Annotated in this window: 19 protein-coding genes; 16 read left to right on the top strand and 3 right to left on the bottom strand. The window is 71.7% G+C overall.

Features of this window, described 5'->3' with window-relative positions; translation table 11 throughout:
- Positions 1–65 precede the first annotated feature (65 nt).
- Both smc and ACQEU8_RS10225 read left to right on the top strand, forming a co-directional pair.
- Positions 66–3,650, top strand: coding sequence for a chromosome segregation protein SMC (smc, locus tag ACQEU8_RS10230; protein ID WP_433099085.1), 3,585 nt, complete (start codon positions 66–68; stop codon positions 3,648–3,650).
- Between the two features lie 238 nt (positions 3,651–3,888).
- On the top strand, positions 3,889–5,331 hold the full coding sequence (locus ACQEU8_RS10225; RefSeq protein ID WP_433099083.1) for a sugar porter family MFS transporter: 1,443 nt from the start codon (positions 3,889–3,891) through the stop codon (positions 5,329–5,331).
- 100 nt (positions 5,332–5,431) lie between these two features.
- Here ACQEU8_RS10225 and ACQEU8_RS10220 read toward each other — a convergent pair whose 3' ends face one another.
- On the bottom strand, positions 5,432–6,451 hold the full coding sequence (locus ACQEU8_RS10220) for an LLM class flavin-dependent oxidoreductase (RefSeq protein WP_433099081.1): 1,020 nt from the start codon (positions 6,449–6,451) through the stop codon (positions 5,432–5,434).
- A gap of 107 nt (positions 6,452–6,558) precedes the next feature.
- Here ACQEU8_RS10220 and ftsY point away from each other — a divergent pair, with 107 nt between their 5' ends.
- Entirely contained in the window at positions 6,559–7,782 is a 1,224-nt protein-coding gene (ftsY, locus tag ACQEU8_RS10215; protein ID WP_433099079.1) for a signal recognition particle-docking protein FtsY, read from the top strand.
- Between the two features lie 69 nt (positions 7,783–7,851).
- Here ftsY and ACQEU8_RS10210 read toward each other — a convergent pair whose 3' ends face one another.
- Positions 7,852–8,583 (bottom strand): bifunctional DNA primase/polymerase, encoded by a 732-nt coding sequence (locus ACQEU8_RS10210; RefSeq protein ID WP_433099077.1) that lies wholly within the window; start codon positions 8,581–8,583, stop codon positions 7,852–7,854.
- A 355-nt stretch (positions 8,584–8,938) separates the two neighbouring features.
- Between ACQEU8_RS10210 and ACQEU8_RS10205 the strand changes: the two genes are divergently transcribed.
- The 6 genes from ACQEU8_RS10205 to ACQEU8_RS10180 all read left to right on the top strand — a co-directional run bounded on the left by ACQEU8_RS10205 (position 8,939) and on the right by ACQEU8_RS10180 (position 17,434).
- A complete protein-coding gene (locus tag ACQEU8_RS10205; RefSeq protein WP_433099075.1) occupies positions 8,939–10,564 on the top strand; it encodes a hypothetical protein in 1,626 nt (541 codons plus the stop codon).
- 327 nt (positions 10,565–10,891) lie between these two features.
- On the top strand, positions 10,892–12,196 hold the full coding sequence (locus tag ACQEU8_RS10200) for an ammonium transporter (protein WP_433099073.1): 1,305 nt from the start codon (positions 10,892–10,894) through the stop codon (positions 12,194–12,196).
- Positions 12,193–12,531 carry a P-II family nitrogen regulator gene (locus ACQEU8_RS10195; protein WP_433099071.1) on the top strand — a complete coding sequence of 113 codons (339 nt, stop codon included), beginning with the start codon at positions 12,193–12,195 and terminating at the stop codon, positions 12,529–12,531. Before ACQEU8_RS10200 ends, ACQEU8_RS10195 begins: the two co-directional genes overlap by 4 nt.
- Positions 12,532–12,689: 158 nt before the next feature.
- A complete protein-coding gene (locus ACQEU8_RS10190) occupies positions 12,690–15,227 on the top strand; it encodes a [protein-PII] uridylyltransferase (RefSeq protein ID WP_433102291.1) in 2,538 nt (845 codons plus the stop codon).
- 105 nt (positions 15,228–15,332) lie between these two features.
- The gene (gene ffh, locus ACQEU8_RS10185; RefSeq protein ID WP_433099069.1) at positions 15,333–16,883 is read left to right on the top strand and encodes a signal recognition particle protein; all 1,551 of its coding nucleotides are present in this window, start codon (positions 15,333–15,335) and stop codon (positions 16,881–16,883) included.
- Positions 16,884–16,915: 32 nt separating this feature from the next.
- Complete coding sequence (locus ACQEU8_RS10180; RefSeq protein WP_433099067.1) at positions 16,916–17,434, top strand: GNAT family N-acetyltransferase; 519 nt, start codon at positions 16,916–16,918, stop codon at positions 17,432–17,434.
- A 9-nt stretch (positions 17,435–17,443) separates the two neighbouring features.
- Here ACQEU8_RS10180 and ACQEU8_RS10175 read toward each other — a convergent pair whose 3' ends face one another.
- Positions 17,444–18,256 carry a class I SAM-dependent methyltransferase gene (locus ACQEU8_RS10175; protein WP_433099065.1) on the bottom strand — a complete coding sequence of 271 codons (813 nt, stop codon included), beginning with the start codon at positions 18,254–18,256 and terminating at the stop codon, positions 17,444–17,446.
- Between the two features lie 506 nt (positions 18,257–18,762).
- On the opposite strand from ACQEU8_RS10175, the gene ACQEU8_RS10170 reads away from it, so the two are divergent.
- From ACQEU8_RS10170 to lepB, 7 genes are all read left to right on the top strand, one after another.
- Entirely contained in the window at positions 18,763–19,383 is a 621-nt protein-coding gene (locus ACQEU8_RS10170; protein WP_433099063.1) for a hypothetical protein, read from the top strand.
- A gap of 271 nt (positions 19,384–19,654) precedes the next feature.
- Positions 19,655–20,104, top strand: coding sequence for a 30S ribosomal protein S16 (rpsP, locus tag ACQEU8_RS10165; protein WP_433099061.1), 450 nt, complete (start codon positions 19,655–19,657; stop codon positions 20,102–20,104).
- Positions 20,105–20,106: 2 nt separating this feature from the next.
- A complete protein-coding gene (locus ACQEU8_RS10160) occupies positions 20,107–20,346 on the top strand; it encodes an RNA-binding protein (RefSeq protein ID WP_209237778.1) in 240 nt (79 codons plus the stop codon).
- 127 nt (positions 20,347–20,473) lie between these two features.
- Complete coding sequence (gene rimM, locus ACQEU8_RS10155) at positions 20,474–21,088, top strand: ribosome maturation factor RimM (protein WP_433099058.1); 615 nt, start codon at positions 20,474–20,476, stop codon at positions 21,086–21,088.
- On the top strand, positions 21,085–21,900 hold the full coding sequence (gene trmD / locus ACQEU8_RS10150; protein WP_433099056.1) for a tRNA (guanosine(37)-N1)-methyltransferase TrmD: 816 nt from the start codon (positions 21,085–21,087) through the stop codon (positions 21,898–21,900). Before rimM ends, trmD begins: the two co-directional genes overlap by 4 nt.
- A gap of 213 nt (positions 21,901–22,113) precedes the next feature.
- Positions 22,114–22,464 (top strand): 50S ribosomal protein L19, encoded by a 351-nt coding sequence (rplS, locus tag ACQEU8_RS10145; RefSeq protein WP_433099054.1) that lies wholly within the window; start codon positions 22,114–22,116, stop codon positions 22,462–22,464.
- Positions 22,465–22,508: 44 nt separating this feature from the next.
- On the top strand, positions 22,509–23,225 hold the full coding sequence (gene lepB, locus ACQEU8_RS10140) for a signal peptidase I (protein WP_433099052.1): 717 nt from the start codon (positions 22,509–22,511) through the stop codon (positions 23,223–23,225).
- The last annotated feature ends 184 nt before the right edge of the window (positions 23,226–23,409 follow it).

Raw genomic sequence — 23,409 nt, 5'->3', positions numbered from 1 at the left:
CCTTCCCGTCGCTTCGGGGCCGTCGGCGCGACATCGCCCGGCCAACCTCGGTAGGGTCCGGACGCGTGCACCTCAAGAGCCTGACACTGCGGGGATTCAAGTCCTTCGCCTCCGCCACGACGCTGCGCTTCGAGCCCGGCATCACCTGCGTCGTCGGCCCCAACGGCTCCGGCAAGTCCAACGTGGTCGACGCCCTCTCCTGGGTGATGGGCGAGCAGGGCGCCAAGTCGCTGCGCGGCGGCAAGATGGAGGACGTCATCTTCGCCGGGACCACGGGGCGCCCGCCGCTGGGCCGGGCCGAGGTCTCGCTGACCATCGACAACGCCGACGGCGCGCTGCCCATCGAGTACTCCGAAGTCACCATCACCCGGATCATGTTCCGCAACGGCGGCAGCGAGTACCAGATCAACGGCGACACCTGCCGGCTGCTCGACATCCAGGAGCTGCTCTCCGACTCCGGCATCGGCCGCGAGATGCATGTGATCGTCGGCCAGGGTCAGCTCGACGGTGTGCTGCACGCCGATCCGACCGGGCGCCGCGCCTTCATCGAGGAGGCGGCGGGTGTCCTCAAGCACCGTAAGCGCAAGGAGAAGGCGCTGCGGAAGCTGGACGCCATGCAGGCGAACCTGGCCCGTGTCCAGGACCTCACCGACGAGCTGCGCCGGCAGCTCAAGCCGCTCGGAAGGCAGGCGGCCGTCGCCCGGAAGGCGCAGGTCATCCAGGCGGATCTGCGTGACGCGCGGCTGCGGTTGCTCGCCGACGACCTCGTCTCGCTGCGCGAGGCCCTGCGTACCGAGGTGGCCGACGAGGCCGAGCTCAAGCAGCGCAAGCAGGCCGCGGAGGCCGAGCTGAAGGAGGCGCTGCGCCGCGAGGCCGATCTGGAACAGCAGGTCCGCACCCTGGCGCCCCGGCTGGAGCGGGCCCAGCAGACCTGGTACGAGCTCTCTCAGCTGGCCGAACGCGTACGCGGCACCATCGGTCTGGCCGATCAGCGCGTTCAGCACGCGGCGGCACCCCAGCCCGAGGAACGCCGGGGGCGCGACCCGGAGGAGATGGAGCGCGAGGCAGCCCGTATCCGGGAGCAGGAGGCGGAACTGGAGGCGGCGCTGGAGGCTGCCACCACGGCGCTGGACGAGACGGTCGCGCACCGCGCCGAGTTGGAGCGCAGGCTGGAGCAGGAGGAGCGCCGACTGCGTGACGAGGCGCGGGCACTCGCCGACCGCCGCGAGGGCCTCGAACGGCTGCGCGGTAAGGCGGGGGCCGCGCGCAGCCGCGTCGCCTCGGCACAGTCCGAGATCGACCGGCTCGCCACCGCGCGGGACGACGCCCTGCAACGGGCCAAGGAGGCCCAGCAGGAGTACGAGGCCCTGCGCGGTGAGGCCGACGGCCTGGACGAGGGCGACGAGCAGCTGGCCGACCGTCATGAGCAGGCCAAGCGTCAACTCGCGGACGCCGAGGCCGCCTTCAGCGCGGCCCGCGACGCGCTCACCGAAGCCGAACGTGAACGCGCCGCCACCTCAGCCCGCCACGACACCCTCGCACTCAATCTCCGCCGTAAGGACGGCACTGCCGCGTTGCTCGCCGCCAAGGACCGTCTCGGCGGCCTCCTCGGTCCCGCCGCGGAACTCCTGACGGTGACCCCGGGTCACGAGTTGCCGATAGCGGCCGCGCTGGGCTCGGCGGCCGACGCGGTGGCGGTGACGGACGTATCGACGGCTGCTGAAGCGCTGCGCTTGCTGCGCAAGGAGGACGGCGGCCGGGCAACGCTGCTGGTGGCGAACGAGCACGAGAGGGCGGGCGGGCCCGGGCCCGCCGCTGGCAATGGCGCCGCCTTCTCACAGGGCACCCCGGCGGTCTCGCTGGTCACGGCGCCGGAAGCACTCCGCCCCACGATCGAGTACCTGCTCGGAAGCACGGTGGTGGTCGACACCTTGGAGACGGCGGAGGCGGTCATCCGAGCGCATCCGGACCTCACCGCGGTCACGGCCGAAGGCGACACCCTCTCAGCCCACCGGGCCGGCGGCGGCTCGGAGGGAGCTCCTTCCCTCCTCGAAGCCCAGGCGGCGGTGGACGAGGCGGCAGCCCGGCTGACGGAGCTGGAGACCCGCTGCGAGCACCTCAGGGAGGAGCAGGCCCAGGCCAAGGAAGCTCGCCGCATGGCGGCGGGCGAGGTCGAGGACCTGGCCCGGCAGCGCAGCAGTGCCGAGCGCGAGAAGTCCCGTATCGCGGGCAAAGTGGGCACCCTCGCCGGTCAGGCGAGGGCCGCGCAGGGGGAGGCGGAACGTGCCGCCTCCGCGGTCGCCAAGGCGGAGGAGGCTCTCGCGAGGGCCCGCCAGGAGGCCGACGAGCTGGCCGAGAGCCTCGCCGCCGCCGAGGAGGCACAGGAGGCGGAGGGCGGGGCCGACCCCGACACCTCCGTCCGTGACCGTCTGGCCGCCGACGGCGCCAACGCGCGGCAGACCGAGATGGAGGCCCGCCTCCAGGTCCGTACGCACGAGGAGCGGGTCAAGGCGATCGCCGGCCGCGCGGACGCCCTCGACCGGGGAGCCCGCGCCGAGCGGGAGGCCCGGGCCCGGGCCGAGGAGCGTCGGGCGCGGCTGCGTCATGAGGCGGAGGTCGCGCAGGCCGTCGCGGACGGTTCCCGGCAGCTGCTCGCCTATGTCGAGGCGTCGCTGGAGCGGGCCCGCGAGGAGCGGGAGGGCATCGAGCGGGCCAAGGCCGAGCGCGAGCAGGCGCTGGCCGACGAGCGCAGCCAGGGCCGGGTGCTCAAGGACGAGTTGGACAAGCTGACCGACTCGGTGCACCGGGGCGAAGTGCTCGGCGCGGAGAAGCGGATGCGCATCGAGCAGCTGGAGACGAAGGCCCTGGAGGAGCTGGGTGTCGAGCCGGCGGGGCTGGTCCGCGACTACGGACCGGACCAGTTGGTGCCGCCGTCCCCGCCCGCCGACGGCGAGGAGCTGCCCGAGGACCCGGAGCACCCGCGCAACAAGCCGGTGCCGTTCGTCCGGGCCGAGCAGGAGAAGCGGCTCAAAGCGGCCGAGCGTGCCTACCAGAAGCTGGGGAAGATCAATCCGCTGGCGCTGGAGGAGTTCGCGGCGCTGGAGGAGCGGCACCAGTTCCTCAGCGAGCAGCTGGAGGACCTGAAGAAGACGCGGGCCGACCTGTTGCAGGTCGTCAAGGAGGTGGACGAGCGCGTCGAGCAGGTCTTCACGGAGGCCTATCACGACACCGCCCGCGAGTTCGAGGGCGTCTTCTCACGGCTCTTCCCGGGCGGCGAGGGGCGGCTGGTGCTCACCGACCCCGACGACATGCTCACGACGGGTGTCGATGTGGAGGCGCGGCCGCCGGGCAAGAAGGTCAAGCGGCTCTCGCTGCTCTCCGGCGGTGAGCGGTCACTGACGGCGGTGGCGCTGCTGGTGTCGATCTTCAAGGCGCGGCCCAGCCCGTTCTATGTGATGGACGAGGTCGAGGCGGCGCTGGACGACACCAACCTCCAGCGGCTCATCCGGATCATGGAGGAGCTCAAGGACAGCTCCCAGCTGATCGTGATCACGCATCAGAAGCGCACGATGGAGGTCGCCGACGCGCTCTACGGCGTCTCGATGCAGGGCGACGGTGTCTCCAAGGTGATCAGCCAGCGGCTCTCCTGAAGCTCCGGGGAACGATCCGGAAACGGCTGCTTCACTTCAGAAGTCGAACGGTGATCGTTGAGTGTGTGCTCTGGGTCGCAGTTCCTGACCTATTGACTTCATGAATTGAAGATTTACAGTCTGAGAAGCCGCCGTTACGTCTGAGGCCAGCGCGCTTCCCCCGTGCAGGCCTGTCTTCGACCTTTAGACGGTGGTGTCCCCACCCGGCACTGTCGCCGGGGTACCTCAGGAGAAGATCGTGACCAGCACAGCGCAGGACGCGCCGCAGACGCCGCAGCCGCGGCCAGGAACCGGAGCGCACACCGCCCCGCTCGGCCGTGTCGTCTTCATCACCGCCGCAGCCGCCATGGGCGGCTTTCTCTTCGGCTACGACAGCTCAGTGATCAACGGAGCGGTGGAGGCGATCCGCGGCCGCTTCGACGTCGGTTCCGCCATGCTGGCGCAGGTCATCGCCGCCGCCCTGATCGGCAGCGCGATCGGTGCCGCCATCGCCGGGCGGATAGCCGACCGGATAGGCCGGATCCAGGTCATGCGGCTGGCCGCCGTCCTCTTCATCGTCAGCGCCGTCGGCTCGGCCCTGCCGTTCGCCCTGTGGGACCTGGCGATGTGGCGGGTGCTGGGCGGTATTGCCATCGGTATGGCCTCCGTCATCGGCCCGGCCTATATCGCCGAGGTCTCGCCGCCCGCCTACCGGGGCAGGCTCGCCTCCTTCCAGCAGGGCGCGATCGTCCTCGGCATCGCCGTCTCGCAGCTGGTCAACTGGGCCATCCTCAACCTCGCCGACGGCGACCAGCGCGGCACCCTCGCCGGTCTTGAAGCCTGGCAGTGGATGCTCGGCATCATGGTGATCCCCGCGGTCGGTTACTTGCTGCTCTCCTTCGTCATCCCCGAGTCCCCGCGCTTCCTGATCTCGGTCGGCCGCCAGGACAAGGCCCGTGAGGTGCTGGCCGGTGTCGAGGGTGAGCACGAGCGCCTCGACGCGCGCATCGGCGAGATCGAGACGGCCATGCGCAGCGAGCACAAGTCCACCTTCCGGGACCTGCTCGGCGGGCGCTTCGGCCTGCTGCCCATCGTCTGGGTCGGCATCGGCCTGTCCGTCTTCCAGCAGCTCGTCGGCATCAACGTCGTCTTCTACTACTCCTCGACGCTGTGGCAGTCGGTCGGCATCAACCCCGAGAGCTCGTTCTTCTACTCCTTCACGACCTCGATCGTGAACATCATCGGCACCGTCATCGCCATGATCTTCGTCGACCGGATCGGCCGGAAGCCGCTGGCGCTGATCGGCTCGGTCGGTATGACCCTCTCGCTGGCCATGGTCGCCTGGGCGTTCTCGGCCAAGACCGGCTCCGGCGACAAGGTCTCGCTGCCGGACACCCAGGGTGTCGTCGCGCTGGTCGGGGCGCACACCTTCACGCTGTTCTTCGCCCTCTCCTGGGGTGTGGTCGTCTGGGTGCTGCTCGGCGAGATCTTCCCGAGCAAGATCCGCGCCGCCGCGCTCGGTGTCGCCGCCTCCGCACAGTGGGTCGCCAACTGGGCCATCACGGCCAGCTTCCCGAGCCTGTCGGAGTGGAACCTGTCCGCGACGTATGTCGGGTACACGTTCTTCGCCCTGCTCTCGATTCCGTTCATCCTCAAGTGGGTGCCGGAGCCGAAGGGCAAGGCGTTGGAGGAGATGGGCTAGCCCCCCCCCGCCGCCCACTCCTCGTACGGCGCTGCCCCGGCTCCCTCGCCAGGAAGCCGGGGCAGCGGGCTTTCCGCGTACAGCCGCCCGGGCGGGGCGCTCAGTCCTCGATCTCCTTCAGCCGCGGGATGACTTCTTCAGCCAGCAGCCGCAGCGAGCGCCGGCCCTCCTCCACCGGCATCCCTCCGCACAGCGGGTGCAGCAGTATCTGCCGTGCCCCCTCGGGCTGCCGGGCCACCATCGCCAGGCACTCGTCCGGGGTGACGAAGCGGTAGACGCCCTCCGCGCGCAGTTCCGCAACCGTGGAGGCCTCCGCCCGCATCACCGAGTGCACATCCGACGTCTGCCAGGAGGCGTACTGCCGTGCCTCGTACAGGAAGTGCTCACCCAGCTCGGCCCACGCCCGGTCCGGGTCGTCGGTCAGATGTACGGCAGGCAGTTCCGCCGGCGGCATCAGGCACAGCGGGGTGCTGCCCGCCGCCGCGCAGCGCTCCTCGTAGTAGCGCGCCAGTTCCGGCAGATGCGCGGGGAGGAAGAGCGGCAGCCCCAGCCGTGCGGCGCGGCGCGCGGCGGGACGCGAGCTGCCGCCGACGAACAGCGGCGGATGCGGGCTGCTGTACGGGCGCGGGGTGACGCGCACCGTGCGGCCCCGGTAGCTGAACGGCTCGCCTCTCCACGCGGCCAGCAGGGTCTCCAGCACCTCGTCCTGCAGGGCGCCGCGTTTGGCGAAGTCCAGCCCCAGGGCCGCGTACTCCTCCGGGCGGTAGCCGATCCCCGCCACCGTGACCAGCCGGCCGCCACTGACCAGGTCGAGCACGGCGATGTCCTCGGCCAGCCGCAGCGGGTCGTACAGCGGCGCCAGGACCGCGCAAGCCGTCACCAGCGTGCTGCGCGTACGCCCCAGAAGGGCGCCGGCGAGGGCGAGCGGCGCGGGCAGCCAGCCGTCGGGGGAGCCGTGGTGCTCCTCGACGATGAGCGAGGTCACACCGTGCTCGTCGGCGTACCCCGCCATCTCCAGCGCGGCCCGGTAGCGGTCCACGGGGCGCTCGGCCGAATCCCCGGCGCCCGGCGGCTGTTCGGGCTGGACGAGGTTGAAGCGGACACTTGTCGTCACGGTCACGGGGACCCCCACCGGAAGACGGCATCTGCGGGTGCTGGACCGTAGTGGAGCGCGCGCGAAGAGGGAATGGCCGCGAAGCGTTGACGGTGGTCGATACTGGAGCCGCTATGGAAATCGTCATCCTTGTAGTAGTCATCGCTGTGATCGCGCTCGTCGCGATCAGCGGGCTGGTGGTCAGCGGCCGCAGGAAGAAGGCTGCCGAGACCAGGCCCGAAACCCCCGAGAGCACTACCGAAGCCCCCACCCGTACCGCCGAACCGAAGGTCGGAGAGGAGGCGGAGGCCCCGCCCGAAGGCGCCCGCCGCACCATCGAGGAGGTCGGCCTTCCCGAGGCCGAGGAGGCGGAGGCGCCCGCCACCGCGGCGGCTGCCACGGCTCCGCCCGAGGTGGAGACCCCGGCACCGACCGCGGGCCGCCTGGTGCGGCTGCGCGACCGGCTCTCCCGCTCCCAGAACTCCCTCGGCAAGGGCCTGCTGACCCTGCTGTCCCGGGAACACCTGGACGAGGAGACCTGGGAGGAGGTCGAGGACACCCTGCTGACCGCCGACGTCGGCGTCGGCCCCACCCAGGAGCTGGTCGAGCAGTTGCGGGAGCGCGTCAAGGTGCTCGGCACCCGCACCCCCGAGGAGCTGCGCGGTCTGCTGCGCGAAGAGCTGCTCAAGCTGGTCGGTACCGATCTGGACCGCACGGTGCACACCGACACCAAGGGCGCCGTGGACCGGCCCGGCGTGGTGCTCGTCGTCGGCGTCAACGGCACCGGCAAGACCACCACCACCGGAAAGCTCGCCCGGGTGCTGGTGGCGGACGGCAAGTCGGTGGTGCTCGGTGCGGCCGACACCTTCCGCGCCGCCGCCGCCGATCAGCTGGAGACCTGGGGCACGCGCGTGGGCGCCCGTACGGTGCGCGGCCCGGAGGGCGGCGACCCCGCCTCGGTCGCGTTCGACGCGGTCAAGCAGGGCACCGAGGCCAGTGCCGACGTGGTGCTGATCGACACGGCGGGCCGGCTGCACACCAAGACCGGACTCATGGACGAGCTGGGCAAGGTCAAGCGCGTCGTGGAGAAGCAGGGCCCGGTGGACGAGGTGCTGCTGGTGCTGGACGCCACGACGGGGCAGAACGGGCTGGTGCAGGCCCGGGTGTTCGCCGAGGTCGTGGACATCACCGGCATCGTGCTGACCAAGCTGGACGGCACGGCCAAGGGCGGCATCGTCGTCGCCGTGCAGCGCGAACTGGGCGTTCCGGTCAAGCTTGTCGGCCTGGGCGAGGGCGCGGACGATCTGGCGCCGTTCGAGCCGGAAGCGTTCGTGGATGCCCTGGTCCAGGAGAGCTGAGGCCCCACGCTGTCACCGCCGCGGCAACGGGTGTGGGGGCCCCGCCCCCACACCCCGCGCAGCCGCGGGCTACCGCACAGCGGCGCCCCCGCCCGCCGTGCGCGGCCGCACAACGGCTGACCGGTGGCACACATACGCCAAGGTGCCCAGCAGCAGCCTGGCCTGCGGGGGGCGGCCCGCTCCCTCCAGGGTCGGGGGGCGCAGCCAGCGCACGGGGCCGAGACCGGCCAGGTCCGAGGGGGGCGCCGTGATGTGCTCGCCCTCACCGCGGCCGCGCAGATCGAGGTCGGCGTCGTCCCAGCCCATCCGGTAGAGCAGCTCCGGAAGTTCGGCGGCCGCACCGGGGGCGACCAGGAACCAGGCCCTGCCGTGCGGGGTCGCCGCGACAGGCCCCAGCGGCACCCCCATGCGCTCCAGCCGCACCAGTGCGCACTGACCGGCGCTCTCGGAGACCTCGATCACGTCGAAGGCGCGGCCCGTCGGCAGCAGCATGGCGGCGCCGGGGACCGCGGCCCAGGCGCGGGACGCCTCGTCCAGGGTGGCGCCCGCCGGCACTTCGAGTGAGGCGTCGAGCGGATGGTCGCCGGGGGAGGGGCAGGCACTCGCGCCGCAGGAGCAGCCGACGCGGCCGCCGGAGCGGGTGGCGCGGGCACCGGGGACCACGTCCCAGCCCCACAGGCTCGTGTACTCAGCGACGGTGGTGCACACCTGGGCGCGTTCGCGCCTTCGTGCTCCGGGCCGCAGCTCGCGGATCTCGCGGATGCCGCTGAGACCGCTGATGGCGCCGATCGTGAAGCCCATGCTCACTCCAACGGGTCCCGAATGCTTATGGTTACGACGATGTTGCACACAGTAACGATCGGACTCCTGGGCGAGGACGGGAAGGGCAGGGGCGGGGGATGCCTCTCCGTGGGGTTGTTTCCCAGGTGTCAAGTCAAGCGCGTCCGGGCGCTCCGGGGTTCATCCGAAGGGGTGGCGAATGGTGGCGATTCTGCAATTACGCTCGCCTCGGTCGTGATCGTAGGATTACTTTCGGTACACACAGTGGACAGAGCGTGGCGGCGGACTATGCCGGAGGCATGGCGGGGTCGAGGGTGCGGCGGGCGCGCGGGGGAGCGCGGACCCACCTGGCCCCTGAACGCGTCGCCGAGCCGGGATGGGGGCGTTACCAGTGGCTGAGCGAGGCCAGGCGAGCAAGAGCCCGAACGAGCGGCTGGGCTCGTGGTTCATGCGCAGTGGCTGGTCCAAGGGCGAACTTGCCCGCCAGGTGAACCGCCGGGCACGGCAACTGGGCGCTCACCACATCAGTACCGACACCTCCCGGGTACGCCGCTGGCTGGACGGCGAACAGCCCCGCGAGCCCATCCCCCGGATCCTCTCCGAACTTTTCTCCGAGCGCTTCGGCTGCGTCGTCGCGGTCGAGGACCTCGGGCTGCGCCCCGCCCGGCAGTCCCCTGCGGCCTCCGGCGTGGACCTCCCCTGGGCCGGTCCGCAGACCGTGGCGATGATCAGCGACTTCACGCGCAGCGACCTGATGCTCGGCCGCCGGGGCTTTCTGGGCACGTCACTGAGCGTGTCCGCGGGCCCCGCGCTGATCGAGCCCATGCAGCGCTGGCTGGTCCCGGGCACCGGCACCGAGGCAGCGCTGCCAGGCGAGCAGCCGGTCTCCCCGGCCGACCCCACAGTCCCGGCGCCCCGTGAAGCGCTGCGCGGCGGGACCGTGGCCGGTGCCGGGTATGGGTCAGCGCCGCGGCAGGCCGCCGGTGACGAGAGCTTCGGGAGCGGGGGTGGCGGGCTGCGCCGCGGGCCGCGGCTGTCCGCGCCGGAGCTGGAGCTGCTGGAGCGGACGACGGAGATGTTCCGCACCTGGGACGCGCAGTGCGGGGGAGGGCTGCGCCGTAAGGCCATCGTCGGACAGCTCCACGAGGTCACCGACCTGTTGCAGGAGCGGCACCCCGAGCCCGTCCGCCGCCGTCTCTTCCGCGTCACCGCCGAGCTGTCCGAGCTGGCGGGCTGGATGAGCTACGACATCGGCCTCCAGCCCACCGCGCAGAAGTACTTCGTGCTGGCGCTGCACGCCGCCAAGGAGGCGGGCGACCGGCCCCTCGGTTCGTACGTGCTCAGCAAGATGGGCCGCCAGATGATCCACCTCGGGCGGCCCGAGGACGCGCTGGAGCTCGTCCATCTCGCGCAGTACGGCAGCAGGGAGGGCGCCACGCCCCGCACCCAGGCCATGCTCTACGCCATGGAGGCCCGCGCCTACGCCAACATGGGGCAGCCCGGCAAATGCAAGCGTGCGGTGCGGATGGCGGAGGAAACGTTCGCCGACATCGACCGCTCGGACGCGGACCCCGACTGGATCCAGTTCTTCTCCGAGGCCGAATTGTGCGCCGAGAACGCGCACTCCTACCGCGACCTGGCCTACTCCTCCGGCCGCAGCCCGACCTACGCCTCATTGGCGCGGCCCGCGATGGAGCGCGCCGTCGAACTGTTCGCCAAGGAGGCCCGCGAGGCCGAGGGCGGCGGCCATCAGCGCTCCTACGCGCTCAACCTGATCGGCATGGCCAGCGTGCACCTGCTCCAACGGGAGCCCGAGGGGTGCGTGGCGCGGGCGAGCGAGGCCCTGGGCGTCGCCAAGCGGCTGCGCTCGGAGCGGGTCAACAACCGGCTGCGGCGTACCACGGCCGGAGCGGTCCGCGAATTCGGCGAGCTCGCGGACGTGGTGCACCTGAGCGAGCGGCTCCGGGTTGAGCTGGCCGACAGCGAGGTCGCGGCGGGCTGAGCCCAGTCCTGGCGTGTTCCGGCGCCGCGACGACGCCGGACCCCGCCGGCCGGCGCCCTTGGCCGGGTGCCCGTTGGGGTGTCCGTAAGCGTGCCTGTTGCGGGTGTCCGTAAGCGGCGCAGCGTACGCGCGTTCCCGCGTGGAAGGTCGCGCTTCATCTCCTCGTAACACCGGCGGGCCGGTTTTCACGGCCTTGAAACACCGAGGGGCGACGGCGGAAACCGGGCTTCGGAAACCTGGCAGACAACCCGCCCCCCTCCCCAGCCTTTCGGCTGGGAGACGCCCCCACCGGCCCGCCGGGTCGCGAACCCCGAGGAGACGTCCACATTGAACGGCGCGGATACCACTTTTGTCTTGGTCAGCGCGTTTCTCGTGATGGTGATGACGCCTGGCCTCGCCTTCTTCTACGGCGGCATGGTCCGGGTGAAAAGCGCCCTGAACATGCTGATGATGTCCTTCATCTCGCTGGCGATCGTCAGCGTCCTGTGGGTGCTCTACGGGTACTCCCTGGCGTTTGGCCCTGACACCGGTGGGGTCATCGGAAACCTGGACTTCATCGGCCTCAAGGGCATCTCGCCCGAATCCCTCACCGAGAAGGGCGGCATCCCGGTCTTCGCGTTCATCCTCTTCCAGATGATGTTCGCGATCATCACGCCCGCGCTGATGAGCGGCGCCCTGGCCGACCGTGTGAAGTTCAGCGCCTGGGCCGTGTTCCTCACGCTGTGGGTGACCGTCGTCTACTTCCCCGTCGCGCACTGGGTGTGGGCCGAGGGCGGCTGGCTCTTCGAGCTGGAGGTCATCGACTTCGCGGGCGGTACCGCCGTCCACATCAACGCGGGTATCGGCGCACTGGCCGCCGTCCTCGTCGTCGGCAAGCGCATCGGCTTCAAGAAGGAGCCCATGCGGCCGCACAGCCTGCCGCTGGTCATGCTCGGCGCCGCGCTGCTGTGGTTCGGCTGGTTCGGCTTCAACGCCGGCTCGGCGCTCGCCGCCGACGGCACCGCCGCCAACATGGCGCTCAACACCCAGCTCGCGACCGGCGCCGCCATGCTGGGCTGGCTGATCTACGAGCGGGTGAAGCACGGCGCGTTCACCACGCTGGGCGCCGCCTCCGGCGCTGTTGCCGGACTGGTGGCGATCACCCCCTCCGGTGCCGCGGTCAACGCCATGGGCGCGCTGCTCATCGGTGTCGTCGCGGGCGGGGTCTGCTCGTGGGCGGTCAGCCTCAAGTACAAGCTCGGCTTCGACGACTCGCTGGACGTGGTCGGCGTGCACCTGGTCGGCGGCGTCATCGGCACCCTGCTGGTCGGCTTCCTGGCCGTGGACGGTGTGGGCGGTCTGACCCAGTTCGGCAAGCAGGCGCTCGGTGCCTTCTCGGTGATGGCGTTCTCCTTCGTGGTCTCCTGGCTGCTGGCCAAGCTGGTACAGGCCACGATCGGCTTCCGCGCCGACCCGGACGACGAGACGGCCGGTGTCGACCAGGCGTTCCACGCGGAGACGGCGTACGACTTCAGCGCCGTCGGCGGCTCCTCGGTGCGCGACCGGGGCGGGCCGGCCGTACCCGGAGCGGCGCACGGTGAGAGCGTGACCGCGACCGGCAGTGACCGTCACGACAGCAAGGTGGACGCATGAAGCTCATCACCGCGGTGATCAAGCCGTACCAGCTCGACGAGGTGAAGGAGGCGCTGCGGGCCTTCGGCGTCCAGGGCCTCACCGTCACCGAGGCCAGCGGCTACGGGCGGCAGCGCGGCCACACCGAGGTCTACCGGGGCGCCGAGTACACCGTCGACCTCGTCCCCAAGGTGCGCATCGAGGTGCTGGCCGAGGACGAGGACGCCGAACAGCTCCTGGAGATCGTCGTCAAGGCCGCACGCACCGGCAAGATCGGTGACGGAAAGGTGTGGGTGGTGCCCGTCGAGACCGCCGTCCGGGTACGGACGGGCGAGCGGGGACCGGACGCGCTGTGAGGGACGCGGCGGGGGCCCGGACAGTGGCGGCGGCGCGCGGAGCGGATGGCCCCGGGGCGTTCGCGGAGGACGGCTCGGGCGCGGACCGGCTCGCGGGGGGCGGTCCGGGCCCCGGCCGCGACGGCGAGAGCCACGCCGAGGGTTACGCGGCGGCCCGGGTGCGGCTGCTGCAGGGCACCGAGCTGTCCGGCCCGGACCGCCGCCGCGCCCTGAGCCGGCTGACCGACCAGTGGCTCGCCGGGCTCTTCGCCGCGCACGCGCCCGCCGGGACCGCGCTGGTGGCCGTCGGCGGATACGGGCACGGGGAGCTCTCCCCGCGGAGCGATCTCGATCTGCTCCTGCTGCACGACGGCAGCACCGAAGCCGGCGCCCTCGCCGCCCTCGCCGACCGCCTCTGGTACCCCGTCTGGGACCTCGGGCTTGCCCTCGACCACTCCGTGCGCACCCTGGCCGAGGCCCGCGCGGCCGCCCAGGACGACCTCAAGGTGCAGCTCGGGCTGCTGGAGGCCCGGCATGTGGCCGGGGACCAGAACCTGACGGCCGAACTGCGCACCGCGGCGCTCGCCCGGTGGCGTGCCGAGGCCCACACCCGCCTCCCCGAATTGCGCGAGTACGCCACCGAACGAGCCCGGCGGCACGGCGAGTTGCGGTTTCTGCTGGAACCCGACTTGAAAGAGGCCCGCGGCGGCCTGCGGGACCTGACCGCGCTGCGCGCCGTGGCCGCCTCCTGGCTGGCCGACGCCCCGCGCGAGGGACTCCAGGAGGCGCGGGACACCCTCCTCGATGTCCGCGACGCACTGCACCTGACCACCGGCCGCGCCACCGACCGGCTGGCGCTCCAGGACCAGGGCCAGGTCGCGGAGGCGCTCGGTCTGCTGGACTCCGACACCCTGCTGCGCCGCGTCTACGAGGCCGCGGGTGCCGTCGGTTACGCCAGCGATGTGACCTGGCGCGAGGTGGAGCGGGTGCTGCGGTCCCGCTCCGGCGCACCCCGCGGCGCCCGGCTGCGCGGGCTGCTGGGCGGCAGGCGCTCTCCCGCACGTGGGGGCGCGCCCGCGCAGGAGCGGACCCCGCTGGCCGAGGGCGTCGTCGAGCACGAGGGGGAGGCGGCGCTGGCGCTGCACGCCCGCCCGGACCGCGATCCCGTACTGCCGCTGCGCGCCGCTGCCGCCGCGGCCCAGGCCGGGCTCCCGCTGGCGCTTCCCGCCGTACGCAAGCTGTCCCGTACCGCTCCGGACCTGCCCGTGCCCTGGCCCGCCGAGGCGCGGGAGGAGTTCGTCACCCTGCTCGGCGCGGGGGAGGCGACCGTCCCGGTGTGGGAGGCCCTGGACGCGGCGGGGATGATCGCCCGGCTGCTGCCCGACTGGGAGCGGGTGCGCTGCCGCCCCCAGCGCAACCCCGTGCACCGCTACACCGTCGACCGGCACCTGGTGGAGACCGCCGTACGGGCCTCCGCGCTCACCCGGCGGGTGCACCGCCCCGATCTGCTGCTGACCGGTGCGCTGCTGCACGACATCGGCAAGGGCTGGCCCGGCGACCACTCGGTGACCGGCGAGACCATCGCCCGTGACCTGGCGGCCCGTATCGGCTTCGACGCCGCAGACACCAGGACACTGGCCACCCTCGTACGCCACCATCTGCTGCTCGTCGAGACGGCGACGCGGCGGAACCTGGACGACCCGGCCACCGTCAGGGCCGTCGCCGAGGCGGTGGGTTCCCCCGGAACGCTGGAACTGCTGCACGCTCTGACGGAGGCGGACGCGCTGGCCACCGGACCGGCCGCCTGGTCGTCCTGGCGCGCGACGCTGGTGGCCGACCTGGTGTCCCGGGTGGCCGCCGTACTGGCCGGTGAGCCCGCGGCTGAGCAGACCGACAGTGGCGAGCTGACGGCAGAGGGCGAACGCCTGGCGATGGAGGCGTGGCGCACGGGCGGCCCCGTGCTGGCGCTGCGCACCCAGAAGGCGGGCCACCAGGAGACGGCCACGGCGCCGGACGGTGAGCAGGGCCCCGAGCCCATCGGCGTCGAGCTCTCCGTGGCCCTGCCCGAGCAGCCAGGTGTCCTCCCGGCGGTCGCCGGAGTGCTGGCCCTGCACAAGCTGACTGTCCGGGCCGCGGATCTGCGCCTGGTGGAACTGCCCGCAGCAGTGACGCAGAGCGGTGCAGCAGTGGCGGGTGACGTCGCAGCAGCAGTGCCGGAAAACGGCGCGGCAGTGCCGGGGAACGTCGCAGCAGTGCCGGAAAACAACGCCGCGGCCGGTGAGACCCCTCGCGTGCTGCTGCTCACCTGGCGGGTGGCCGCACAGTACGGCTCTCTCCCGCAGGCGGCGCGGCTGCGGGAGGACGTCGTACGCGCCCTCGACGGCTCACTGGGCCTCACCGCCCGGCTGGCCGAGCGCGAGGCCGCCTACCGGCCGCGCCGTACCGGGGTCCAGCCACCGCCGCCGCGCGCCACCGTCGCCCCCGGCGACTCCGCGGCGGCCACCGTCATCGAGGTACGCGCCCAGGACGCCCCCGGTCTGCTGCACCGCATCGGCCGGGCCCTGGAGGAGGCAGGGGTACGCGTCAGCAGCGCCCATGTGAGCACCCTCGGCGCGAACGCCGTCGACGCCTTCTATGTGACGGACGCCGCCGGAGCGCCCCTCTCGGACGTGGCGGCGGCCAGGCTCGCCCAGCGGCTCGAGGCCGAGCTGCGCTAGCCCCTGGGGCTACTGCGATCCGGACGGGCGGGGAAGCCCCGCCCGCGAGGCGGCTACCCTTGGCAGAGATTGACTCCGCCACCGACCCGAGGACCGACGAGCGCTGTGTTCGATACCCTTTCCGACCGCCTGAGTGCGACGTTCAAGAACCTCCGGGGCAAAGGGCGCCTCAGCGAGGCGGACATCGACGCCACCGCGCGCGAGATCCGTATCGCCCTGCTCGAGGCGGACGTCGCGCTCACCGTGGTGCGCGCCTTCATCAAGCAGGTCAAGGAGCGCGCTCTGGGGGCCGAGGTCTCCCAGGCGCTGAATCCGGCCCAGCAGGTCATCAAGATCGTCAACGAGGAACTGATCGGCATCCTCGGCGGCGAGACGCGGCGTCTGAGGTTCGCCAAGAACCCGCCGACCGTCATCATGCTCGCCGGTCTCCAGGGCGCGGGTAAGACGACCCTGGCGGGCAAGCTGGGCCGCTGGCTCCAGCAGCAGGGGCACACCCCGATGCTCGTCGCGGCCGACCTCCAGCGTCCGAACGCGGTCAACCAGCTGTCGGTGGTCGCCGAGCGCGCGGGCGTGGCCGTCTTCGCGCCGGAGCCGGGCAACGGGGTCGGAGACCCGGTCAAGGTCGCCAAGGACTCGATCAGCTACGCGCGCGACAAGCAGCACGACGTGGTCATCGTCGACACCGCGGGCCGCCTCGGCATCGACCAGGAGCTGATGCAGCAGGCCGCCGACATCCGCGACGCGGTCAGCCCGGACGAGGTCCTCTTCGTCGTCGACGCCATGATCGGCCAGGACGCGGTCACCACTGCGGAGGCCTTCCAGGAGGGCGTCGGCTTCGACGGTGTCGTGCTCTCCAAGCTCGACGGCGACGCGCGCGGTGGTGCGGCCCTCTCGGTCGCGCAGGTCACCGGCAAGCAGATCATGTTCGCCTCCAACGGCGAGAAGCTGGACGACTTCGACGCCTTCCACCCCGACCGGATGGCCTCGCGCATCCTCGGGATGGGCGACATGCTCACGCTGATCGAGAAGGCGGAGCAGACCTTCAGCCAGCAAGAGGCCGAGAAGATGGCCGCCAAGCTGGCGAAGGGGCCCAAGGAGTTCACGCTCGACGACTTCCTGGCCCAGATGGAGCAGGTCCGCAAGATGGGCTCGCTCTCCAAGCTGCTCGGCATGATGCCGGGCATGGGCCAGATGAAGGACCAGATCAACAACCTGGACGAGCGCGAGGTCGACCGCACCGCCGCCATCATCAAGTCCATGACCCCGGCGGAGCGCGCCGAGCCGACGATCATCAACGGCTCGCGGCGGGCCCGTATCGCCCGCGGTTCCGGGGTGGACGTCAGCGCGGTGAAGAACCTGGTGGAGCGCTTCTTCGAGGCCCGCAAGATGATGTCCCGGATGGCCCAGGGCGGCGGCATGCCCGGGATGCCCGGCATGCCGGGGCTGCCCGGTGGGGGCGGGGGCAAGAAGAAGGGCAAGCAGAAGAAGGCCAAGGGCAAGCGCCAGTCGGGCAACCCGATGAAGCGCAAGCAGGAGGAGGAGGCCGCGGCGGCACGCCGGGCCCAGGGGGGCTCCCTCGGCATCCCGGGCCCAGGTCAGGACCCGGGCGACTTCGAACTCCCCCAGGAGTTCAAGGACATCCTGCCCCCGAAGTGAGCGTGCCGCGGCAAAGGCGGATGATGTCGTCCATGCGCGTATACATCCGCCCTCCGCAGCCCGCTGACGAGCAGCTCTACAGCGAGGCGGTCGTCCGCTCGGCAGATCATCTCCGCCCGTGGAACCCTGTCGAGCCGGACGGCCTGCCCGATCTGCTCCGCCGCCAAGGGCCCGCGCTGCGCACCTTCCTCATCTTCGACCGCGAGGACGAGGGACTGGTCGGGCGGGTGAACGTGGCCAACATCGTCCGGGCCCGCTTCCGCAACGGCTCGCTGGGTTACGACAGTTACGTCCCCTACGCCGGCACCGGACGGATGACCGAGGGGCTGCGGCTGGTCGTCGACCGCTGCTTCCAGCCGGGTCCCGACGGACTCGGCCTGCACCGGCTGGAGATCAACGTCCAGCCGGAGAACGAGCGCTCCCTGGCGATGGCCAAGCGGCTCGGCTTCCGGCACGAGGGCTTCTCCCCCCGGATGCTCTACATCAACGACGCCTGGCGCGACCACGAGCGCTTCGCGCTGACCGTCGAGGAGTGGCCGGGTCTGGGCTGACCGGCCGCCTCAGGTACGCGCGACGACGTAGCGGAACAGGTTCGGCATCCACACCGTGCCGTCGGCGCGCAGATGGGGGTGGAGCGCCTCCACGAGTTCCTTGAGCACCTGGTCCTGGTCGGTCGCACGGACCGCACTGTCGTACAGGCCGGTCGACAGCAGTCCGCGTACGGCGCTGAGCATGTCGGCGTAGCCGAACGGGCACGCCACCCGGCCGGACCCCTCCAGCCGCAGCCCGCCGCGCACCGCCAGCTCTTCCAGGTCGTCCCTGCCGCACCAGTCGGCACCCGCCCGGCCGGGTTCGGCCAGCCGGCTCGCCACCCGGAGCGCGGGCGCCACCGCGCACCGCTCCTCCGGGCCCCAGCCGGCCAGTACGACGGCGACGCCGCGGCCCAGCGTCGCCCGCAGCCGTAAGAGCTCGTCCCGCCCCGGCAGCGCGCCGAACGCCGTCACCAGGGTGGGCCGCTCGCCGTTGGCGACCGCCTCCATGGCGGTGCCGTGGGTGAGCCGGGCGTCCCAGGGGAGTGGCTGGGCCCCGCCGGAGCCCAACAGTCGCTGTTCGGCGAGTTCGAGGCGGGCCGTGTCCGTGTCCGTGCCGTGTACGCCGGCGCCCCGGCCCGCCGCCAGCAGCAGCGCGAGGCCCGTACCGCAGCCGAGGCCGAGCACCCGTGTGCCGGGCCCGGTCTCCATCCGTTCGTACACCGCTTCATAGAGCGGAACCAGCATCCGTTCCTGGATCTCGGCCCAATCCCGCACCCGGTCCGCGCTGTCGGCTGCGGGAAGGCGGGTTCGGTGCTGGTGGTGTACGAGCGTGGGTGTCATCGCAACGCCCCAATCCGAAGATCCGTCCGGCTAGTTGGCCCCCGTTTGGTCCCCCGAGTGGTGCCCTGTGCCCCGTATGCCAGGGAACTGCGTATCCTCCCGGGAGTCCAGGGGGTGCGCCGGGTTGTCTTCCACGCCCCCTGTGTGCGCCCCTCAACGCCCGTGCGCCGTACCGCCCCACCGAGCAGACAGCGGCCCAGAACGTCTACTGCGCCTCCTGACGTACGGCACGTAACGGCCCGTACGCCGGGGTGAGGGGTGCACAGGAATCGTCCGTACCATCGGTAGGCGCCGGGGCAGGCGAGAGGGTCGGGGAGGGCGTGCGGGGGAGCGGGTGCGCGTCAGGTGATACGTCCCGGCTTGGGGTGGCTGTTGCGGCTTGAGCGCACATCTGCGGACCCGCACCCATCTCCCCACGCATCACCGAGAACTGACCGGTACGTGCAAAATATTTGCGATGCCCCGTAAGTCGGAACACCAGGGCACCTCTGCTCGTTGGGAACGACGTGAGCACGACACCACCAGTTCTCGCCGCCGAGCTGGCAGCCGCCTGGGCCGACATTCAACGGCACCACCCCGAGCTGCCGGATCTGGCCGCGCCCGAATCACTCATCGGAGAGTCCTCGTCCGCTTGCGGAACCGGGCTCTCGTTCGAACGGCTGCTCCACGAGGCAGTCCACGGCATCGCCGCGGCCCGCGGCATCCGGGACACCTCACGAGCCGGCCGCTACCACAACCGCCGCTTCCTGGCGATCGCCGAGGAGCTGGGCCTTGATCACCCCGAGGAGCCGCATCCCAGCAGCGGCTTCTCCCTCGTGGTGCTCACGCCCGAGACCAGACGGCGGTACCGCCCCACGGTCGAGCGCCTCCAGCGGGCGCTGAAAGCGTACAGCGCGGCCACCGAGACCGACACCGGCCGCAGCTTCCGCGGCCCCGCCGCACGGCACGGGTCGTCCGGAGGCGGTGTCCGCGTCAAGGCCGTCTGCGACTGCGGGCGCAACGTCCGTGTCGTCCCCTCCGTGCTGGCCCAGGCCCCCATCATGTGCGGGGCCTGCGGCAAGCAGTTCCGTATCCCGGTCGAGTCGGCGGCTGCGCCGGCGGCGGCGGAGCCGATGGCTGTCGGCTGACGCCTCCGCGGGTCGGCGGACGCGTGTGCGGGGTGCGTGGCGAGGGACCGCGCGCCCCGGGGCCGCGTCCCATGGGGCCGGCGGCCCGTGGCCAGGGCCGGGGCGGTTTCGGTCGGGCCCGTGCGGTGTGGCATCATGGTCGGCTGAACTCGGCAGCCGCAAAGGACCCCTCTCTCCTCCGGCTGACGCGTCCATCGGACACCCGGCGCTACAACCCCACGTGGCAAGTCCGCCGTGTCCACCCACGTCAAGACCAGGAGACACCACACCAGTGGCAGTCAAGATCAAGCTGAAGCGTCTGGGCAAGATCCGTTCGCCTCACTACCGCATCATCGTCGCCGACTCCCGCACCCGCCGTGACGGCCGGGCCATCGAGGAGATCGGTCTCTACCACCCGGTGCAGAACCCCTCGCGCATCGAGGTCGACTCGGAGCGTGTGCAGTACTGGCTCAGCGTCGGCGCCCAGCCGACCGAGCCGGTCGAGGCCATCCTCAAGGTCACCGGCGACTGGCAGAAGTTCAAGGGTCTGCCCGCCCCGGAGCCCATGAAGGTCGCCGAGCCGAAGGCCGACAAGCGCGCCCTCTTCGAGGCCGCCGCCAAGGAGTCCGCCGACGAGCCGAAGGGTGAGGCCATCACCCCCAAGGCCAAGAAGGCTGACAAGGCCGACAAGAAGGCGGACGAGGCCGACGCTTCGGCCGCCACCGAGTCGACCGAGGCCTGAGGATGCTCGAGGAGGCCCTCGAGCACCTCGTGAAGGGCATCGTCGACCACCCCGACGAGGTGCAGATCGCTTCCCGCAACCTCCGTCGCGGGCGCGTGCTCGAGGTCCGGGTGCACCCCGACGACCTCGGCAAGGTGATCGGCCGTAACGGCCGCACCGCGCGTGCGCTGCGCACCGTCGTGGGAGCGCTCGGCGGCCGGGGCGTCCGCGTCGACCTCGTCGACGTGGACCAGGTCCGCTGAAGCGCAGCATGCAGCACCGGCACGGGCCGGGGACGGTAGTCAAGCCGTCCCCGGCCCGTTGTCGCGCCCGCACCCGACCGACATCACCGACATCCACCGAGCACGGAACCGAGCACGGAGAAGCACAGTGCAGCTAGTCGTCGCGCGGATCGGCCGCGCCCACGGCATCAAGGGCGAGGTCACGGTCGAGGTCAGGACCGACGAGCCCGAACTGCGGCTCGCCCCCGGCGCCGTGCTGGCCACCGACCCGGCCACCGCCGGGCCGCTCACCATCGCTTCCGGCCGGGTGCACAGCGGGCGGCTGCTGTTGCGCTTCGAGGGCGTCCACGACCGCACCGCCGCCGAGGCCCTGCGCAACACCCTGCTCATCGCCGAGGTCGACCCGGACGAGCGACCCGAGGACCCGGAGGAGTTCTACGACCACCAGCTGGAGGACCTCGAGGTCGTCACGGGCGACGGCACGGTCGTCGGCCGGATCGAGAGCGTCGCCCACCTGCCGGCGCAGGACCTGCTCGTCGTACGGCGCGAGGACGGCGGTGAGGTGCTGATCCCGTTCGTCCACGAGATCGTCCCGGAGATCGATCTGACGGCTCAGCGGGCCGTCATCGACCCGCCACCCGGGCTGCTCGGCGAGGAGACCGGGGACCTCGGGGATACGAGGGAGACCGAGGGGTCCGGCGGGGCTGAGGGGTCCGGCGGGGCTGACGGGGACGAAGGCCCCGGTCAGGGGAGCTCGCGGTGAGGCTCGACGTCGTCACGATCTTTCCCGAGTACCTGGAGCCGCTGAACGTCTCGCTGGTCGGCAAGGCCCGCGCGCGCGGCGTACTCGACGTCCGCGTCCACGACCTCCGGAACTGGACGTACGACCGGCACCACACCGTCGACGACACCCCCTACGGCGGCGGTCCCGGCATGGTCATGAAGCCCGAGCCCTGGGGCGAGGCGCTGGACGAGGTCCTGGCTTCCGGCGAACCCGGTCAGGGCCGGCCCGTGCTCGTCGTCCCCACGCCCAGCGGCCGGCCCTTCACCCAGGAGCTGGCCGTCGAGCTGGCGGAGAAGCCGTGGCTGGTGTTCACTCCGGCCCGCTACGAGGGCATCGACCGCCGCGTCATCGAGGAGTACGCGGACCGGCTCGACGTACGCGAGGTCTCCATCGGCGACTACGTGCTCGCCGGGGGCGAGGCGCCCGTCCTCGTCATGGTGGAGGCCGTCGCCCGGCTGCTGCCCGGTGTACTCGGCAACGCCGCCTCCCACCAGGACGACTCGTTCGCGCCCGGCAGCATGGCGAACCTGCTGGAGGGGCCCGTCTACACCAAGCCGCCCGAGTGGCGCGGCCGGGGCATCCCGGAAGTGCTGCTGAGCGGTCACCACGGCAGGATCGCCCGCTGGCGCCGCGACCAGGCGTTCGCCCGGACGGTGGCCAACCGGCCCGACCTGATCGAACGCTGTGACCCGGACGCCCTCGACAAGCACGACCGCGCCGCCCTGGAGGCGCTGGGCTGGCGCCAGGGCACCGACGGGCACTGGCACCCGGGAGACGGGGAGCAGGACTAGGCGCGTGTCCGGGGCCGCAGTCCGGCGTGGCCTGCGAGGAACAGGCGGCCGATTTGGGCCGGGCGGGGACCCCGTGGAAGAATGGGCCGCTGCCTCACCTCCGGCGCGCGACCCTGCCACAGGGGGACCGACGCCCGCCGAGAGTGGCGGCTCCTGGATCACTACCACGATTCCGTTGATGACCTGTGGCATCAGCGAGGAAAGCAGACGGACATGTCCCACCTTCTCGACAGCGTCGACTCCGCCTCCGTGCGCAAGGACGTACCGGCCTTCCGCCCCGGTGACACGGTCAACGTGCACGTGCGCGTCATCGAGGGCAACCGCTCCCGTGTCCAGCAGTTCAAGGGCGTCTGCATCCGCCGCCAGGGCTCGGGTGTCCGCGAGACCTTCACGGTCCGCAAGGTCAGCTTCAGCGTCGGCGTCGAGCGCACCTTCCCGGTGCACACCCCGATCGTCGAGAAGATCGAGGTCGTGACCCGCGGTGACGTCCGCCGCGCCAAGCTGTACTACCTGCGCGAGCTGCGCGGCAAGGCCGCGAAGATCAAGGAGAAGCGCGAGAGCTGAGCGCGCGTCCTCGGCGTCAGGCGGGCCGGTTAGGCTTCCGCTCGATGGAGACCGAGGAACAGCACGACGAACCGGAGCGCGACCGTTCTTCCGTTCCCGATCAGGGAAGGAGGAGCAGGTCGCGCTCCGTGCGTCTGGGCCTGTCCGTGGGGTCCGTACTGGCGGTGCTCTTGCTGACGAGCGCGTTCATCGTGCAGCCTTTTCTGATCCCGAGTTCCTCGATGGATCCGACCCTGCGCGTCGGGGACCGGGTGCTGGTGAACAAGCTGGCCTACCGTTTCGATGACGGTCCGCGGCGTGGGGACGTCGTGGTCTTCGACGGCACCGACTCCTTCTCGGGGGAAGCCGATCCCGACGCGAACCCGGTGACGACCGCACTGCACAAGGCCGGCGCGGCGACCGGGCTGGTGCGGCCTTCCGAGACCGACTATGTGAAGCGCGTGATCGGAGTCGGCGGCGACCGGGTGCGCTGCTGCGACAGGCGGGGGAGGATCGAAGTGAACGGCCGGCCCGTGGACGAGGACTATCTGCACCCCGGCAACGCCCCCTCCGCCGTGCCCTTCGACATCCGGGTTCCGGAGGGACGTCTGTGGGTGATGGGTGACTACCGTTCCCGGTCCAGCGACTCCCGCGACCACCTGGGCGACCCCGGCGGCGGCACCGTTCCCGTGGAGCGGGTGATCGGGCGCGCCGACTGGATCGGCTGGCCACTGGGCCGCATCGGAACGGTCCCCGCGGGCGCGGGCGGCGGCCATGGCTGACCCCGGGCACTCCTCAGGGAACTTCGGGTACGGGGATTCGGGGGACGGATACGGATACGGATACGGAGCTCCGGGCGACCCCGGGTATGGGGCTCCCGGCGAGGGCGCGTACAGCCACGACCCCGGCGCCGAGGCGGGTTCCTACGGGGCGTCGTACCCGTATGCGGAGCCGTACGACTATTCG

It is taken from the genome of Streptomyces sp. CA-250714, from assembly GCF_050936705.1.
In the GTDB taxonomy this organism is placed as follows: domain Bacteria; phylum Actinomycetota; class Actinomycetes; order Streptomycetales; family Streptomycetaceae; genus Streptomyces.
Note: the sequence above shows the minus strand (reverse complement) of the source record. Positions and strands in the feature narration are given on the sequence as shown.